Raw genomic sequence first — 17,549 nt, forward strand, 5'->3', positions numbered from 1 at the left:
TATGCTTTTTGAAATATTTGGTAAAAGAGAAAGTAAATTAGATTTTACGAAGAAAGAAGATATACGATCAAAAATAACTGAAGAGAAAGAAGAGACTAAAAAACAAGATATATTAAAAGATGAATCAAAAAGAAATGATTCTTCTTTAGTTATTGAGAATGAAGATGTAGTAAAGAAAGCTAAACCAAAAGAAGAAGACTATATCAAGGAACAATGCATTGCAATGGGATTAGATGCAAAAGAGGATGTTCAAAGAGCTAGTAAAGGATTTTTTAACAGTAGAAATGAAAAAAAAGCAGATTCGTATAGAAAGTTCCAAGCATATATTTCAACAATTACAGAACAAGAAAAAAGAAAAATTAAAAATTTAAGTTTTTTAGAATTTAAAGAGAAAGAAAACCAAATATACACTACTCTTAGAAATGGTTTTGCTCAATATCTTTCAAAAGGTGCCCATCTAGATGATAGAACAAAAGAGATTATAGATTTTATTTTTGGAGATATTAGAAAACTACCATCAAAAGGTCATAGATACTGGTATTTTAAATTATATATTTGGCAAAGAAGAGAGGAGCTAGATTAAATCGTTTAATCTATCCCCATTATCATTTTTTATAACTTCAAAATCACATTTATACAACTCATTTGATTTTAAAAAGTCTATGCAATCATAAATAGTTTTTTCAGGATCTTTAGAATATAAATAAAACTCCATCATCCCCTCACATATATCTACAGCCAAAAGAGCTGCACTATTTTCTTCTTCTAAAGCTTCAAGATGATTATTCTCAAAAACAGTAAAAAATGCTATACAAGATGGATCTGGAAACATAATATCATCAGCGGCATGAAACTCATGTTTTACCAATACCAAATGGGGAAACTCTTCTATTGTTTGAGGTAAGTCTATATCATCTCTTACTCTTAACATCTGGTTTAAATTGCCAGTATTTTCTAAATACCACTTCTCTTCCATTGATTCTCCTACCAAACTATTGGTTCTTTACCAATACTTTCTAATATTTTATTTACCTTACTAAAATGCTTACAACCAAAGAATCCTCTATATGAAGACAAAGGACTTGGATGAGGAGCAGTTAAAATGTGATGTTTTTTTTCATCAATTAATTTTGATTTTGCAATTGCTGGACCACCCCAAAGAATAAATATAATATCTTCACAATTTTTAGAAATATATTTGATTATATTATCTGTAAAAATCTCCCAACCCAACTTATGATGAGATTTAGGTTTCCCTTCTTCTACTGTTAAAATAGCATTTAATAGTAAAATTCCTTGTTTTGCCCATGGAGTTAAATCTCCATCTTGACATAAAGAGGGTTTACCCAAATCACTTTGTATCTCTTTTAAAATGTTTTGCATAGAAGGTGGATTTTTAATCTCTTTTGGTGTAGAAAAAGAGAATCCCTGCGCTTGTCCTTTTCCATGATATGGATCTTGACCTAAAACTACTATTTTTAAATCTTTAAAAGGGGTTTTTGAAAAAGCATTAAATATTAAATCTTTTGGAGGGAAAACTGTTGTTGTTAAATATCTCTTATCAATCTCTTTTTTTAATGAAATAAAATACTCTTTATTTCTCTCTTCATCTATTATCTCATCCCATGAATTCATCACTAACCTTAAATAAAAAATTCTATTCATTATTTATTAATAAAAATTTCAATACTATACCATAACTTTAAAAACAAAGGTTTAAAATGAAAGCATTTTTAATAGGTATAGGGGTTATAATCCTTGCTTTTATAGCATTAGTATTTACAAATATAAACAATGTACCAACTCTTGATGAAAATGTAAAAGCAAAATGGTCACAAGTACAAAATCAATATAAAAGAAGAGCTGATTTAATACCAAACTTAGTTTCAACGGTAAAAGGTTATGCACAACATGAGAAATCAACTCTAACAGAAGTTACAAATGCAAGAGCCAATGTAGGAAAAATAAATATGACACCTGAGATGTTATCAAATCCAACACTATTTAATCAATTTGAAAAAGCTCAGGGAGCATTGAGTTCTGCTCTTTCTAGACTTATGCTAGTTGTAGAAAGGTATCCAGATTTAAAAGCAAATAAAAATTTTATAGCTTTACAATCTCAACTTGAAGGAACTGAAAATAGAATATCTGTTGCAAGAAAAGATTATATTGAAACTGTAAGAGCATACAATTTAGAACTTAGAACTTTCCCTGGTAAAATTATTGCTTCGATTTTTTATCCTGAAGCAAAAATCAGAGAAACATTTACAGCAACACAGCAAGAACAAGAAGCACCAAAAGTTCAATTCTAATATGAAAAAGTTTTTAATTTTAATATTAACTACTCTATTTGTACAAAATATACTTTTTGCACAAATAGAATTTCCTCAATTAACAGGAAGAATAGTTGATGAAGCAAATATTTTATCTGTAGATAAAAAAGAAGCCCTTATTAATATTTTAGAAGACAATGAAAATCAAACTTCAAATCAAATAGTAGTTGTAATACTAAAATCTCTAAAAGGTTATGATATTGCTGATTATGGTTACCAATTAGGAAGATATTGGAAGATTGGGCAAAAAGAGAAAAACAATGGAGTTTTATTGATAATCTCGATGGCTGAAAAAAAGCTACGGATTGAAGTTGGTTATGGATTAGAAGGAGTTTTAACAGATAAAATCTCCCACGAGATTATAGAATATATTATTAAACCAGAATTCAAAAAAGCCCACTTTTATAAAGGGATTCACAAAGGGATAAACTCAATAATAGAAGCAACAAAAGGTGAGTACAAAGCTGAAAACTATAATATCCCAACAAAAGATAATACAAATTGGTTTTTTCTGTATTTTGCAATAATCTTTATTTCACCAATATTAGCTACTTTTAGCAAAGCACTAAAAAGTCAAAAGCTTCTAAAAATATTTCGTTCATCAATGTTAGGTGGTTTTGCAGGAGCATTTTCAGTAGTACTTTTTAACAGCTTTATTTTATCTATTATCATTTTTTTAATAATCTCAATAATAATATTCATCACCACAAGAAAAGTATCATTTGATAATTACTCTAACTCATCATATAGTTCTAACAGTGGCGGTTTTTATACAGGTAGTTCAAGATCAGGTGGCTTTGGAGGAGGTTTCTCTTCAGGTGGCTTCAGCGGTGGCGGTGGAAGTTTTGGTGGCGGTGGAGCCAGTGGAGGATGGTAATGTATTTAAATATAAATGAAAAAGAACAAATTCAAGAAGAGATTAAAACTCTTGAAACAAAAAGTTCAGCGGAATTGGTTGCTGTTATTACAAAATACTCATCTTCATATAGATTTGAAACACTTGTATTTTCATTATTAATTTCCGTTTTTATCTCTATTATTTTACTTTTTGCAGATATTGATACAATAAAGTTTTTCCAGATACAAGTTTTATCTTTTTTTGCTTTATTCTTTCTAACAAGTAGTTTTAAAAAGATCCTTCTTACTTTTCTTCCTAAGAAATATAAGTATGAAAAAGCTTCAATCAATGCAAAAAAAGAGTTTTATAATTTAGGGATAAAAGATACAAAAACAAAACTTGGAATTATGTTTTATGTTTCAATTGAAGAGAAGTATGTTGAGATAATAACTGATACAGGTATTAAATCAAAAATTTCAGATAACTATTGGCAAGATATTGTAAATGAATTCATTAAAGATGTAAAAAACAATCAATTTTCAATAGGTTATAAAAAAGCAATAAAAGAGTGTAGTGAAACATTAATTAAAAGTTTTCCCATACAAGATAATGATAAAAATGAATTAAGCAATGAAGTAATAGAGCTTTAGATTGAAAAGTTATGTAAAAGTTATAATTGCTTCATTCTTAGTAATATTAGCTTGCTTAGGATTAGGTAGATTTGCATTTGGGATGGTACTTCCAAATATGCAAGAGAGTTTACTTTTAAATACAACTCAAGTTGGATTTATAGGTACAGCTAATTTTATTGGATATTTAATTGGAATCTTTTTTGCTAATATCTTTTACACTAAATATAATACCCATAAACTAATCTTTAACACAATGATATTACAAGCCCTTTCAATGGCTTCTATGGTATTTATTAGCAATTATTTATTTTTATCATTCTTATATGGATTTAGTGGGTTTTTTTGTGCTATTGTAAATATATCTATTATGGCTCATATCTCTAACATAGTCCCTAAAAATATAAGAGGAAAAGTTTTAGGTATAGTTGTAAGTGGAAGTGGTATTGCAATAGTTTTATCAGGACAAATAGTTCCTTTTATTGAATCAATAACTTTAGAAACTCCATGGAAAACCTCTTGGCTAATCTTCTCAATTCTGATTGTATTACTTGCTTTTTTATGTCAACCGGGGATAAAAAAACATACAAAACATGAGATGCCAGAGATTAAATTTTCATCAAATAAATATTTCTTTATTCCATCTTTTTGGAAAATTGGAGTTTTATATATGATATTTGGTTTGAGTTATTCTGTTTTTGTAACATATTTTGTAAAAGCTGTAATTGAAAAATATAATGTTTCTACCTCATTATCAGGAGACTTTTGGACGACTTTAGGTTTAGCTAGTATATTTTCAGGTTTATTATTTGGTATTGTTGCTGATAAAATTGGAGCCTATAAAACTTTGATTTTTGTATATTTTCTTCAAACAATTGCTCACTTTACACTAACTTTGGATTTAAGCACCTGTGCAATTTGGGTTTCAACAATTGTATTTGGTATCTCTATTTGGAGTATACCTTCACTTATAGTGTTATTAACTTCTGTACATTTTGATGTAAAAAGAACCTCTCAAATTTTATCTTTAGTAACTATTATTTTTGCTTTATGCCAAGCTATAGGACCAGTTGCAGCTGGTTATATATATGACAAAACTAATAGTTTTTCAACAATATTTATGATAACATCATCTTTCACATTGTTGGCTACAATTTTATCAATTATATTTTCAAAGCAGCCAATTAAAAAAATACATTAGGAAAAGATATGTCTAAAAAAGCAGTTATTTTTGATATGGATGGAACCTTACTTGATTCATTAAAAGATATTGCAGTATGTGCAAATATTGTATTAGAAGAGTTTAAACTTCCAACTCATGAATTGGCTGATTACAAAAACTTTGTAGGTGGAGGAGTTCAAGTTTTATTAGAAAACTGTACTCCAAACGATATTTCAGAAGTAACATTAAAAGAAGTTATTGTGAGGTTTAAAGAAGTATATGATAGTAGTGTACAAAATGAAACGAAACCTTATGAAGGTATCAATGAACTATTAAGATTACTTCAAGAAAGAAATATAAAAATGGGGATTTTATCAAATAAACCACACGATTTAACAGTTAAGTATTATAAAAAGTTTTTCGAGGTTTACAATATAGATGAAGTTCATGGACAAAAAGAAAATATTCCTAAAAAACCCCATCCTATTGCGGCTATAAATATCTCTGAAAAAATAGGTCTAGAGTGTAAAAATATACTTTTTGTTGGAGATAGTGATGTAGATATTCAAACAGCAAAAAATGCTGGTATGATTTCAGTTGGTGTATCTTGGGGATTTAGAGGAGTAGATGAATTAATAGAAAATGGTGCCGATTTTATTGTTAAAACTCCACTGGAGATTTTAGAACTCTTGGAGTAAGAAAACTTACTCCGGTTTTTTATATCCTAATTTTGTCATAACATCCATAGGACTTAAATCGTATTGTTCACTAACACTTTTAAATTTATCATCACCTTTGGCATTAATACCTAAACTTTGTAATTTTTCAATAAACTCTTGTGTTGAAAGTTTCAAAGTAGAAGCTACTTCTGACACAGTTTTTCTGCCTAATCCTGTTAATTCAATAGTTTCAACCCCAGCTTTTTGAAAATTTTGCTTTAATAATAAATAGATAAATTGAGGGCTAACTCCATTTTGTTCACCTACTTGTGCCAAACTTTGAGATGATTCATATTTTATATTATTAGACTTAAGTATTTTTTCACTCATTTCTAAATCAAAACCTAATTTTCTTACAAAGTTTTTAAGTGAAGAAAGCTCTGCATGGGAATATGGTGCAGTACCATAATCTTTTTCCCAAGAATTTTTTACTCCATCTCCAAATTCTAAAAAATTTGAAAAAGGAGAAAGACTAAAAATCGTACCTATTAAAAACACAATAACCAATATAGAGGCTACAATCATATCTTTTGTAAAGATAACCATCTGTTTTGTTTTATTTTTTAAATAACTAGTGATTGGTTTCCAGTTATAAAACACATGTAACAATGTCATAATAATAAATAAAACCATAAAAGTGCTATGAATAGAGGCATATTGCTCTTTAGAAAGTCCAAAAAGATGCCAATTTGCCCAGTTTGCAATTCTTCCAGGAGGTGCTATAAATAACATCAGTCCTGAATATGTCATCACTATCATTACTAACATCATTGTAAGAGAAGTTATTTTTTTAAGATTCATAATAAATCCTTTTTATATTTATTATAAATTTTATCTTATTATTACTGTAAGTTAAGCTATTTTTTGAGTTTTTTTATAAATTCTATTTATAAAAAAGGTAGAGTTTCTACCTTAATTATTTTGCATCTAATTCAAAAAATTTTTCATTTATTTTTTGATATTCAGCAACAGAACATGTAATTTTTTGAGCATTTTCATAATCTTTAAAATACTCTAAGAATAGTTTTTTAAGCTCAGTGATATTTGCTGTTCTAAAAATAAAATATCCTAAAACATCTTTACTTCTTGAACCTGCTTTTTCAATACCAAAACTATCAAACTTCCAATCCACACCTTTTGAGTAGAAAAAAACCTCTTCTATTCTTGATTCTAATTCTTTTCTTACACCATTATGGTACTCTTTTAAATGGATATAAAAAGCTACATTTACATTATATTCTTCTTGAACTAATTTTTTTTCAAATTTAGTATTTGGTGTTTCCACTATTTCTTTGTTATCCATCACTCATCCTATAAAAGTTAATTTTGTAATTATAATAAATATCTATAAAGAGAAGCTAAAAAAAAAGATTATAACTCTTAAAAGTTTATAGAAAAATTTTTAATTATTATTTTAACTTATATTTAATATAGCCTATTTATAAGTTATTCTTAAGTTATAACTAATAAGTTTTAATTATAATTATCAAACAATTTTTGAAGGAGATTATATGAATATTAAGGGTATAGCACTATCATTTTTTTTAGTTACTGCAAGTTCATTGTTTGCAAGTGATTTTGTAAACTATAGTGATTTAACTAAAAAATTAAAAGCAGAAGAGAAAAAAGCTGGCAACTATGCAACTACTGAGGAAGTAAAAAAAGCACTGAAAGCTAAAGATTGGCTTGTTGCAGATGTTAGAACTATGGAAGAATGGTCAGGTGCACATATAAAAGGAAGTGTTAGAGTTGGGAGACAATCTCCAGAAAAAGCTCTTGAACTATTTGCATTAGATGATGATGAAAATTTTGTAAAACCAAATCTAATTGTAATATGTAATTCTGCTGCAAGAGCTTCAATTGAAGCACAAACTTTTAGACAAATGGGATTTAAAACAGTTAAAGTTTATGATCTATATTCATGGATTGATGAGTGTAATCCTGTAGTTACAAAATATACTGTTAAAAAAGATAAAGCTGGAACTGGTCTTAAGTTTGGTAATTTTTATGCCGAACACTGTAAAAAATAGTTTAGTTTTTGTATAAAAAGAGATAGGGTCTCTTTTTATACTCTTAGTTTTTTTGTTCGATGTCTTAACATTTTTGCTTTTGCAACTTCCCTCATATCTACATTAGAATCCAATTCATCTACAATTTCTATTCCAAGTAGGGTTTCCATTGCATCTTCTAATGTTACTACACCTTCTGTTTGACCATAATTATCATAAACAATAAAAAGATGTTCTTTTTTTTCTAAAAACAAATCTATTAGTTTAGAAATAGGTACATTTTCATTTACACTATTTACTTTTTTTATAATTTTACTTTTATCTTCAAATTTATTTTCTATCATCTCATGAAAAAGTTCTTTTGATATTACTAAACCTTTTATATCATCTATACTATCTCCATATACAGGAACTCTTGAATATTCTTTAAACTTTTCAATATTTATAGAGGAATGATCTTTAAATGAGGCTAAAAGTTCATCTTTTTGGACACAAAACATTACACTTCTTGGTGTTAAAATATCTTTTACTCTTATATCGTGAAGTTGAAGTAGATTTTCAATAATTGAACTCTCTTTTTCTCTTAAAATACCCTCTTCTTCTGCTATATTTGCAGTAGCAATAATCTCCTCTTTTGTAATAGTTTCATTTCTATTTGGTGCTATTAAAATAGTGATTTTATTTAATACTATCAATAAAGGATAGGTTATTAAAGTTAAACCTTTTATAACTCTTGTTGAGAAACCTGCTAACTCTTTCCAATAAAATGCACCTAGTGTTTTTGGTATTATTTCAGAAAAAACAAGAATCAAAATTGTAAGAATCGCTGAGATATAAAACATATATTCTTCACCAAAAAGCTTTGCAGCTTCTGCCCCAACACCTGCTGCACCTAAAGTATGTGCAAAAGTATTTAATGTCAATATTGCAGCTATAGAAAAATCTAAATTTTTCTTTTGAGACTCCATTAAAGTCCCCAGTTTTGAGTTTTTTTCTTTTGTCAATTCAATATGTGAAGCTGTTATTGACAATAATACAGCTTCTAATATAGAACATAAAAAAGAAACACCTACAGCTATAAAAAAATAAAGAAGCATTAACATAATAATTCCTAAATCAATTTAAGATAGTTTACTATATTATAATTTAATTATTATCCTATTTTTTATCTATATGATTTCTACAATCAATACAATATTTAGCATAAGGTTTTACTCTAAGTCTTTTCATACCTATTTCAGAATCACACATTTCACAAATACCAGTAAATACACCTTTTTTGATTTTTAGTAGTGCATGATTAATCAATTCTAACTCTTCAAGTTGTTGTTTTTTAATATGGATATCATTATTATAATCTCTACTTGCAGCAGCAAAATCTCCCTCATCATTTAAATCCATACTACTAAGATTGTCTTGAGAGTCTGAAATACCTTTTAAATTTTTTTCTATCTTCTCTTTACTCTCTATAAGTAACCCATAAATCTCATCTATTTGGTTTTGATTCAACTCTTTTGACATAATATTTTCCTAAATTTTTTGAGCAAAATATTATCATAGTGCAACTTAGTTGCATTTTAAAAAACTAATATAGATTTTTTATTCTATCTCTTCATAAAAATTTGTATCTTGATTTAAAATAGTAAAAGATTAATCTTTTAGATTATAATACCAACCGTGTAAAGTTAAAGAGTTTTCTTCTATCTTTTCTTGAAAATTGGATAGGTTAATAAATTCTCTAATTGATATCTAATAGAGTTTTTTCACTCTCTCTATACAAAATCAATAGCAGCTGCTACACTATAAAAGTCTATTGATAAAGAATAGTAATATTTAATTGAAGTTTATTGTTTTTATCTCAAATATGTTATAAAAGATATAAAAACTTAAAAGTGGAAATAAAATGAATACTGAAAAACTAATGAACATAGCCCTAAATTTGGCAAACTTAAAAGAGATACCTTATGACTCAGGAATAATTGTTGAGGGTGAAAATATAAAAAGGGTACTTATAGGTATAGATATGGAAACACCTGAATTACTTTTAGCAAAAGAGTTAGGATATGATTGTGTAGTAAGTCACCATCCAAAAGCAGATTCGTGTGTGGTTGATTTTGCAAAAGTTATGGATGTACAAATAGATAGAATGGTAAAAGCAGGTGTTCCTATAAATAAAGCACAAAAAGCATTAAGAGCAAAACAAGCAAGTGTTGACTTAGGAAGACACGCTTCAAACTATGATAGAGTAGGTTCAGCAGCAAAACTTATGAATCTTCCATATTTAAATATCCATATTCCAGCAGATTTTATAACTGAAGAGATAGTACAAACTAAACTAGATAAAGCTTTAAAAAACAAGCCAAAAACAAAACTAAAAGATATAATAGATGAACTAAACACTTGGGAGTATTACCAAGGAAAAGTGGCAAAACCAGTTATAAGAGTTGGTTCAAATGATGACTATGCAGGAAAAATAGAGGTTCTAATGGCAGGTGGAACAAATGGCGGAGTTGATGTGTATAAATCATATTTTGAAGCAGAAATTGGAACAATAATTGCTATGCATGTACCAGAAGATGTACAACAAGCAGTTATTGAGCAAAATATAGGAAATATAATAATAGCTCCACATATGCCAAGTGATAGTATAGGATTACTTGAGATAGTTGAAGCTTGGAGAAAAGAAGGTTTTGAAGTTACTTGTATGAGTGGGATTGTAGAATAAATCATATAATTAATGAATTTATTTGTTTCATTCTTTGACAAAATTATCTTTTTAAACTATAATACTTTTAAAAGTACTATTAAGGATACTATTATGATAATCAATGCAAATGATGTGAAAACAAAAGGTGTATCAATGTTTTCAAAACTATTTGAAACTGTTGATGAACTTATCATAAATGTTCGAGGTAAAAACAAATATGTAGTTCTAGATATAGAAAGATATAAAGAGCTTCGAGAAGTTGAGCTAGATTTAGCCTATATAAAATCGATGAAAGATATAGAGAAAGGAAATTTTAAATCTCAAAGTGCTAAAGAGCATATTGAAGAGTTAAAAAATGAATTATGAATTAATAATCACAGATGAATATAAAAAAAGGTTAAAAAAGTTTTTAAAAAAACATCCTAATATGTTTGAAAGATACTCTAAATGTATTTTTATCTTAGAAACAGACCCTTTTCACCCTAGTTTAAGACTACATAAATTAAAAGGAAAACTCACAGATTTTTATTCAATCTCAATAAATATGGAATATAGGATGATTATTGATTTTATCATAAAAGATAATCAAATAATACCTATAGATATAGGAACTCATGATGAAGTTTATTAATAAAGTAATAATATGAATATCGAATATAGATTTTTACAAAAAGCTATTGAAGATAAAAATTTTGTTTGTTTTTCTTATGAGGGGAAATCATATAAAAGGGTTAAGCCTTTGAAGATAGTTGATGATTTGGTTAAATGTGATGTTGGTAGTTTTGAAATTAGGAAGATTAAGAAGCTTACTGTTTTAAAAGAGAAGTTTTAACTCTCTCTTCCAAATTCTTTTCTTTTTAATAAAGAAAAGAACCAAAAGAAAAGCGTTCACAGGTTCCAAAAAAACTAAAAAATATATAGAAATTCTAAAATTCGAAAACTCGGCTCCTGCCTCACCTCAAACAGTTCAAATTTCTCTACGAATTTATATAGATTTTTCTTAACGCTTTTTTGAAAATGCTCACATTTTTATCCCATGCGTTTCATTATTTCCAAAGTAAACTGTATCCAAGATGGAGCATTTACAATACTACCAACAATCGCATTATCAATATGCTGTTTTAAACTTATATACCCTTGAGCATCTTTTTCTTTTAATTCCAATAATAACTGTTTAGTTTCTTTATCATCTCTTTTTTCAATAGATTTAGTAAGTTTATTAATCAATTTATCTTTTTTTAATAAAGTTGATAACATTAATTGGATGTTCTCATCATTTAATTTTCTTAAAAATGAAAACTCTTCTCTTAAAAATTTAACCTCATCTTCTAAAGATAATATCTTATTTTTATATGTTTCATCTTTTAAGACTAATAACTCTTGCTGAAATTCAATTTTATTTTGAGCATCTCTTAACTCTTGTTTTAATTCTAAAGCTTGTATAGGATTTAATGCAAATTCATCAACTGATAACTGATTCATCACTACCATTCCATATCTATTTAAATACTCTTCTATTTCTTCTTTTTTCCCATCAGGAGTTTCAATAAGCATTGTAACTTTTAGACCTTCTTGTTTAATAGAAACACTTACATTTTCATTAGGATATTTTTCTTGTAAAAGTTTTCCAAAATATTGAAGTATTGAACTACCAGCAGTTAAATGTTCTGAAGAAAAAACAATAGTCTTTTCTATATTAAATTCATTTATTGCTTCATATAAAAGTTCTTCAACCTTTTTTTTTGAACGTAAAAATGTATCATGCAATGTTTCTCCATCCAACACTTCATTATCAATAAATATATCAAAGAAATTTCCATCATCAATATTAAACTCTAATCCAGCAACATTATTATAGTGAGTAGATAAATAATCATGACATTTTTTTACTGAAACAGATTTATCCCAACTTAATAAGTCAAAATCAAAATCAGATGTTAACTCAGCTCTTCCATCTTTCTTATAAATATAAAAAACTTCATTAGTTATAACTACTATATATAAGTCTTCGATTAAATCATTTTTAGTTAAGGTTTTAAAAACTTTATTTAAAGCTTCTTGATTTTTAGTATGATGGTTTTCAAGGTAAAATTTACATCCATTAAAATGAGTTATATCATTATTAAATCTAATATAACCGTATTCTACCTCATCTACATACAAAATATCATTTTCAATCATAAGTCTCATATATACTCCTTTAAATAGCCAATTTTGTTGAAGTTTAAGGCCAGAGAAGAAATTGGAATAGGCGCATACTAAAGTATGTGACTATTTCAATTTCAACGATAACGCAGTAATTTAGCAAAAGTGGCTATTTTACTTCGATATATCTTTTCCTGCTAAGTACCCACTTGCCCAAGCAAACTGCAAGTTGTATCCACCCCTATTCCCAACTATATCCAATACCTCTCCGGCAAAATATAGTCCGCGACATTTCTTACTCTCATAAGTTTTTTCATCTACCTCATCGGTTCTTATTCCACCGCCACTTGCTTCTGCGTGTTTGAAGCCTTGGGTATCTGTGATTTTAAATCTCCAGTTTATAAGTGTATTTACTATTGCTCTTATTTGTTTTGCATTTATATCTTTGGCTTTACTTTGTTTATCTATTTTTGAGATTTCTAGTAGGATTGCAGCTAGTTTATTTGATACTATTCCTGTTAGAAGTTCTACTGCTTCTTGGTTTGGTAGAGTTTTAAATAGACTTTCTACCATCCCTAAAACTTCATTTCTACTAAGATTTGGAAAAAGGTTTATTGATATTTGTACATCTTGGTACAAACTTAGTGGGTAAACTGCATATTGTGAGATATCTAAGATGGCAAATCCTGATACTCCATATTTGGTAAAAAGTACATCACCTATGATTTCATTCTCTTTTTGTCCATCTATATATAAACTTACTTGCGCTTCTTTTTTTACACCTTGTATTTTTGAACTATTTTCAAAATCTGTATGAAGTCCTACAAGGGAAGGGTAAGTTAGATTAAAAGTATGTCCAAAGTTTGTAGCTATATTCATCCCGTCTTCTGTTGCTTTAAGTTGTGGTGCAGCTGCTAATCCTGAGCTTATTAAAACTTTATCATAATCCTTAAACTCTTTCTCTTCTGATACAACTATAAACTTATCATTCTCTTTTTTTATATCTGTTATTTTTGTTTCTAAAATAGTGTTTATATTTAAACTCTCTATTGCACTTGATAATAGATTTACTACAGATTTTGCTTCATTTGATAGGGGATAAACTTTTCCATCCTCTTTTATATCTAATAAAAGACCAATAGATTTACAAAACTTTTTAAAAGCATTAAAATCAAACTGCTTTAAAGCAAACTCAACAAAACTTGGGTTTTCACCTATGTAGTTTGAAACTTTACAATCTATATTTGAAATATTACATCTTCCGTTTCCACTTGCTAGGATTTTTTTACCTATGCCATTGTTTATATCAAAAAGATCTATGTGTATATTTTTATTTTCTCTTTTTGCTGTAATACCAGCTATGATTCCAGCTGCTCCAGCTCCAATTATTGCTACTTTCATACCCATCCATTTATTTAATAAGAGAGATTTTATCCAATTTGGTATGATATTTGCAAATAGAGGAACAAATAACAAAAAGGCAAATGATGAATCCTCAAAATGCAAAAAGGGCAATTGAACATCTAACAAAAAGAAAAGTTCCTATCTTCTTATGGGGACCTCCAGGTATTGGTAAATCTTCTATTGTTTCACAAATAGCAAAAGAGCAAGGTATAGAGTGTATAGATTTAAGACTTTCACTTCTTGACCCAACAGATTTAAGGGGAATACCTTTTTTCAAACAAGAAGACAACAGTGCAGTTTGGGCACCAGCTTCATTTTTACCCGATGGAAGTAAAGAAAAGGGGATACTTTTTTTAGATGAATTAAATACCGCCGCTCCTATGGTACAAGCTTCTGCTTATCAGTTAATACTTGATAGAAAGATTGGAGAATACACTCTGCCTGAGGGTTGGTCTATTGTTGCAGCAGGGAATAGAGAGAGTGACAGAGGAGTGGTGTTTCGTATGGCAAGTCCCTTGGCAAATAGATTTGTTCACTTAGAGATGCAGCCTTGTATTGAGGATTGGAAAATATGGGCAAATAAAACAAATATAAACAAAACTATAATAGCTTTTATCTCCTACAGACCAGATGCACTTTTTGCTTTTAATACTCAAGATGAGAGTAAATCCTTTGCAACTCCAAGAACATGGGAGTATGTAAATGAGATTTTAGAGTCAAAACCTGATGAAGATTTACTTCTTACTATGATAGGAGGTGCTATTGGAGAAGAATTAGCTGCTTCATTTTTAGGGTTTAAAGATGTGGAAAGCAAACTGCCAAATATAGAAGAGATACTTGAAGGAAAAACTGAAGAAGTTCCGGAAGAAACAGCAGCCTTACATATGTTGTGCACTTCTCTTTCAATGAGAGTCGATGAAGATAGTTCAGCAGAAACTTTAGATAACTTATTAAAATACACCCTAAATCTTCCAGGGGAGTTTGCAGTTATGATAATCCAAGATTTAAGGGAAAGGAATATTGAACTTGATTATCTAAAAAGTTGGCCTCTATGGATTAAAAATTTCAATTCACTGTTACACTAACTATGATTGATTCAAATACACTGCTTATAAAAGCAAAAAGTCAACTAACATCAAAACACCCTTACTTTGGGATGTTAGCTTCAAGATTAAAACACGAAGAGGATGAAGAGATTAGATTTTATGCCAGCAATGGCAAAAGATTTAAATACAATCCAGAGTTTATAAACTCTTGTTCAAAAGATGAGTTGATGTTTATCCTTACAAACTGTGTTATGCATCATATTTTATCCCACCAACAAAGAAAACTAAATAGAAAAGGCAATCTTTGGCAACTTGCAACAGATTTTGCAATAAACTCTATGCTTATGAAAAATGGATTAAAAATCCCAAAAGGTGCAAACTACAATAAAGATTTTAAAAATATGTATGCTGAAGAGATTTACAAAATCTTACTTGAGCAAAATACTTTTGAAGGTACAAATGCTTTTGATGAAAAAACAAACAAATCAAACAACACTTTAGTTGAAGCAAAAGAGCAAAAAAATTCTATCTTTGCAAATATAGATAAAATAGAAGAGATAGATGATGAAAAAGATGAAGAGCAATGGGAATACGCAGCAACACTAGCAAAAGAAGTAGCCCAACGAAAATCTTTGATGCCAACAGGTTTTGAACGATTTGCTAAAAAAATGAAAGCTAAAAATATTGATTGGAGATTTGAACTATATAATGCAATCAATAGACATATGAGAAATAACTACGCTTTTATGCCACCAAATAAAAAACATATATATAGGGGCATTGCTCTTCCAAGTTTAGCCAGTGATACTTTAAGTTTAGTTGTTGCTATTGATACCTCAGGAAGTATAAAAGAGCAACTTCTAGGTGCTTTTATAGAAGAGTTTAAATCTATTATGCAAAACTTCCCATCGGTTGCCATTGAACTACTTATTGCAGATGCAAAAGTTCATGCCCACTACTCTTTTCAAGGTGGAGAAGATATGGATTTTGTACTAAAAGGTGGAGGGGGAACCGATTATAGACCAGTATTTGAATTTATAGATGCAAACTTACCTATGAGTTCAATGCTTTTGTATTTTACAGATGGGGAGGGAATATTCCCTCGTATTCCACCCTCTTATGAAGTTTTATGGGCTCTATCAAATCAAAAAAACAGAATCCCTTTTGGTAGGTCTTTAGTTATATTTTAGTTAAAGCCTAACATCTCAAATTGGAAATACCAAATTGCTATAGATACAAAATATCCAAGCAAAATAGTCCAAGCATATTTCATATGTGAACTAAAAGTGTAAACCCCTCTTAGTTTTCCCATAACACCTACACCAGCGGCACTACCAAAAGAGATTAAAGAACCCCCAATACCAGCTGTTAGTGTTACTAACATCCAATTTGAAAGATCCATATCTGGATTTGCTTTTAAAATAGCAGACATAACAGGAACATTATCCACAATAGCAGAAAGAAATCCAACTGCAATATTTGCATATGTTGCACCTAAATAATCAGGGTGATATACAACTGAAGCTAAAGTTAACCATCCAATAAAATATAAAGCCCCAACAGCAGCTAAGATACCAAAGAAAAACATCAAGGTATTGTTTTCTATTTTTGACATAGACTCAAATACATCAAAATGTTCTTTACCAAATTTTATAGTTAATTTATAAGAATATATTTTTAGTAAAACAAGACCAAACATCATCCCCCACATAGCAGGGAAATCTAAAACTTGATGAGAGATTACAGCTGTGATTATTGTTATTACACCCAAGGCAATTACTGTTTTAGCACCCTCTTTCATTTCTGGTTTTTTTTCAGTGTTTGCATTAAAAGCAGGTTTTGTAGTTGGAACAACCTTTGATAAAAGAAATGCTGTTACTAAATACCCTAATACAGAAGCTGGGAATAGATATAAAAAGTCTATAAAATGAGCTTTTCCTGCTGTCCATGCCATAAGTGTTGTAATATCCCCAAATGGTGACCAGGCTCCACCGGCATTTGCCGCTACTACTATATTTATAGCACCTGGAACTAAAAACTCTTTTTTCTCTTTTTCTATTGTTATTAATACTGTTGATAAAATAAGTGCTGTAGTTAAGTTATCAGCAATTGGTGAGATAAAAAATGCTAAAAATCCAGTTGCCCAAAAAAGTTTTCTATATGTATATCCCTTTGAGATTAGATTAAATTTTAATCTATCAAAAACCCCCATATGAATTAGTGATTCTATATAGGTCATTGCAACAAAAAGGAAAAATACTATTTCTGCAATCTCCAAAATTACTGCTTCGGCTTCATTATGTACTAAATGAATATTTAAACCATTCATTGCATAATATACTGAAATCATCAAAAAAGTAAATATCCCAATAAAAAGTGCAGGGACAGATTTATCTATATGATATTTCTCCTCATTTGCAATAAAGTAATAACCTATTACAAATATAACTAAAGTTGCTATACCAACCCATGTTGTTGTTAAATTTGGATTTTCAAGTTCATTTGCGAAACATGCACTTCCAAGTAAACCTAAGAAAGATAAAATTTTAATCATAAA

Annotated in this window: 22 protein-coding genes; 13 read left to right on the forward strand and 9 right to left on the reverse strand. The window is 28.7% G+C overall.

Features of this window, described 5'->3' with window-relative positions; translation table 11 throughout:
• Position 1: 1 nt before the first annotated feature.
• Positions 2–583 (forward strand): hypothetical protein, encoded by a 582-nt coding sequence (locus ACKU4C_RS14160; protein WP_321313075.1) that lies wholly within the window; start codon positions 2–4, stop codon positions 581–583.
• On the opposite strand, the gene ACKU4C_RS14165 is transcribed toward ACKU4C_RS14160, so the two are convergent.
• The gene (locus tag ACKU4C_RS14165) at positions 575–976 is read right to left on the reverse strand and encodes a DUF695 domain-containing protein (protein ID WP_321313077.1); all 402 of its coding nucleotides are present in this window, start codon (positions 974–976) and stop codon (positions 575–577) included. The two genes, ACKU4C_RS14160 and ACKU4C_RS14165, sit on opposite strands and share 9 nt — an antisense overlap.
• An 8-nt stretch (positions 977–984) precedes the next feature.
• Positions 985–1,635: a uracil-DNA glycosylase gene (gene ung / locus ACKU4C_RS14170; RefSeq protein WP_321313079.1), complete on the reverse strand. Its 651-nt coding sequence runs from the start codon at positions 1,633–1,635 to the stop codon at positions 985–987.
• Between the two features lie 86 nt (positions 1,636–1,721).
• Between ung and ACKU4C_RS14175 the strand changes: the two genes are divergently transcribed.
• From ACKU4C_RS14175 to ACKU4C_RS14195, 5 genes are read left to right on the forward strand one after another with little or no spacing between them, the layout of a single operon-like run.
• Positions 1,722–2,312, forward strand: coding sequence for a LemA family protein (locus tag ACKU4C_RS14175; protein WP_321313081.1), 591 nt, complete (start codon positions 1,722–1,724; stop codon positions 2,310–2,312).
• Between the two features lies 1 nt (position 2,313).
• Entirely contained in the window at positions 2,314–3,210 is an 897-nt protein-coding gene (locus ACKU4C_RS14180; RefSeq protein ID WP_321313083.1) for a TPM domain-containing protein, read from the forward strand.
• Positions 3,210–3,821 (forward strand): TPM domain-containing protein, encoded by a 612-nt coding sequence (locus ACKU4C_RS14185; RefSeq protein ID WP_321313085.1) that lies wholly within the window; start codon positions 3,210–3,212, stop codon positions 3,819–3,821. The genes ACKU4C_RS14180 and ACKU4C_RS14185 overlap by 1 nt, the downstream gene beginning before the upstream one ends.
• Position 3,822: 1 nt before the next feature.
• Complete coding sequence (locus ACKU4C_RS14190; RefSeq protein WP_321313087.1) at positions 3,823–5,001, forward strand: YbfB/YjiJ family MFS transporter; 1,179 nt, start codon at positions 3,823–3,825, stop codon at positions 4,999–5,001.
• A gap of 8 nt (positions 5,002–5,009) precedes the next feature.
• The gene (locus ACKU4C_RS14195; protein WP_321313089.1) at positions 5,010–5,660 is read left to right on the forward strand and encodes an HAD family hydrolase; all 651 of its coding nucleotides are present in this window, start codon (positions 5,010–5,012) and stop codon (positions 5,658–5,660) included.
• 6 nt (positions 5,661–5,666) lie between these two features.
• Here the strand turns inward: ACKU4C_RS14195 and ACKU4C_RS14200 are convergent, their stop codons facing one another.
• Positions 5,667–6,482 (reverse strand): DUF4405 domain-containing protein, encoded by an 816-nt coding sequence (locus ACKU4C_RS14200; RefSeq protein ID WP_321313092.1) that lies wholly within the window; start codon positions 6,480–6,482, stop codon positions 5,667–5,669.
• A 115-nt stretch (positions 6,483–6,597) separates the two neighbouring features.
• Positions 6,598–6,984 carry a hypothetical protein gene (locus ACKU4C_RS14205; RefSeq protein ID WP_321313093.1) on the reverse strand — a complete coding sequence of 129 codons (387 nt, stop codon included), beginning with the start codon at positions 6,982–6,984 and terminating at the stop codon, positions 6,598–6,600.
• Between the two features lie 208 nt (positions 6,985–7,192).
• Here ACKU4C_RS14205 and ACKU4C_RS14210 point away from each other — a divergent pair, with 208 nt between their 5' ends.
• Complete coding sequence (locus tag ACKU4C_RS14210) at positions 7,193–7,711, forward strand: rhodanese-like domain-containing protein (RefSeq protein WP_321313095.1); 519 nt, start codon at positions 7,193–7,195, stop codon at positions 7,709–7,711.
• Between the two features lie 35 nt (positions 7,712–7,746).
• Here the strand turns inward: ACKU4C_RS14210 and ACKU4C_RS14215 are convergent, their stop codons facing one another.
• Both ACKU4C_RS14215 and dksA read right to left on the reverse strand, forming a co-directional pair.
• A complete protein-coding gene (locus ACKU4C_RS14215) occupies positions 7,747–8,793 on the reverse strand; it encodes a CNNM domain-containing protein (protein WP_321313096.1) in 1,047 nt (348 codons plus the stop codon).
• 55 nt (positions 8,794–8,848) lie between these two features.
• Positions 8,849–9,211, reverse strand: a complete 363-nt coding sequence (dksA, locus tag ACKU4C_RS14220) for an RNA polymerase-binding protein DksA (RefSeq protein ID WP_321313098.1) — start codon at positions 9,209–9,211, stop codon at positions 8,849–8,851.
• Between the two features lie 382 nt (positions 9,212–9,593).
• Here dksA and ACKU4C_RS14225 point away from each other — a divergent pair, with 382 nt between their 5' ends.
• From ACKU4C_RS14225 to ACKU4C_RS14240, 4 genes are all read left to right on the forward strand, one after another.
• Complete coding sequence (locus ACKU4C_RS14225; protein WP_321313100.1) at positions 9,594–10,415, forward strand: hypothetical protein; 822 nt, start codon at positions 9,594–9,596, stop codon at positions 10,413–10,415.
• A 93-nt stretch (positions 10,416–10,508) separates the two neighbouring features.
• On the forward strand, positions 10,509–10,763 hold the full coding sequence (locus tag ACKU4C_RS14230) for a prevent-host-death protein (protein WP_321313102.1): 255 nt from the start codon (positions 10,509–10,511) through the stop codon (positions 10,761–10,763).
• Complete coding sequence (locus ACKU4C_RS14235; protein WP_321313104.1) at positions 10,753–11,028, forward strand: type II toxin-antitoxin system mRNA interferase toxin, RelE/StbE family; 276 nt, start codon at positions 10,753–10,755, stop codon at positions 11,026–11,028. Before ACKU4C_RS14230 ends, ACKU4C_RS14235 begins: the two co-directional genes overlap by 11 nt.
• A 12-nt stretch (positions 11,029–11,040) precedes the next feature.
• Positions 11,041–11,229, forward strand: a complete 189-nt coding sequence (locus tag ACKU4C_RS14240) for a hypothetical protein (RefSeq protein ID WP_321313106.1) — start codon at positions 11,041–11,043, stop codon at positions 11,227–11,229.
• 197 nt (positions 11,230–11,426) lie between these two features.
• On the opposite strand, the gene ACKU4C_RS14245 is transcribed toward ACKU4C_RS14240, so the two are convergent.
• A complete protein-coding gene (locus ACKU4C_RS14245; protein WP_321313108.1) occupies positions 11,427–12,587 on the reverse strand; it encodes a hypothetical protein in 1,161 nt (386 codons plus the stop codon).
• Positions 12,588–12,716: 129 nt separating this feature from the next.
• Positions 12,717–13,943, reverse strand: a complete 1,227-nt coding sequence (locus ACKU4C_RS14250; protein ID WP_321313110.1) for an NAD(P)/FAD-dependent oxidoreductase — start codon at positions 13,941–13,943, stop codon at positions 12,717–12,719.
• 86 nt (positions 13,944–14,029) lie between these two features.
• Between ACKU4C_RS14250 and ACKU4C_RS14255 the strand changes: the two genes are divergently transcribed.
• Positions 14,030–15,031, forward strand: a complete 1,002-nt coding sequence (locus tag ACKU4C_RS14255) for a MoxR family ATPase (protein WP_321313111.1) — start codon at positions 14,030–14,032, stop codon at positions 15,029–15,031.
• 2 nt (positions 15,032–15,033) lie between these two features.
• A complete protein-coding gene (locus ACKU4C_RS14260; RefSeq protein WP_321313113.1) occupies positions 15,034–16,182 on the forward strand; it encodes a DUF2201 family putative metallopeptidase in 1,149 nt (382 codons plus the stop codon).
• Here ACKU4C_RS14260 and nhaD read toward each other — a convergent pair.
• Entirely contained in the window at positions 16,179–17,546 is a 1,368-nt protein-coding gene (nhaD, locus tag ACKU4C_RS14265) for a sodium:proton antiporter NhaD (protein ID WP_321313115.1), read from the reverse strand. The two genes, ACKU4C_RS14260 and nhaD, sit on opposite strands and share 4 nt — an antisense overlap.
• Between the last annotated feature and the right edge of the window lie 3 nt (positions 17,547–17,549).

This window comes from Halarcobacter sp. (assembly GCF_963676935.1).
Taxonomy (GTDB): Bacteria; Campylobacterota; Campylobacteria; order Campylobacterales; family Arcobacteraceae; genus Halarcobacter.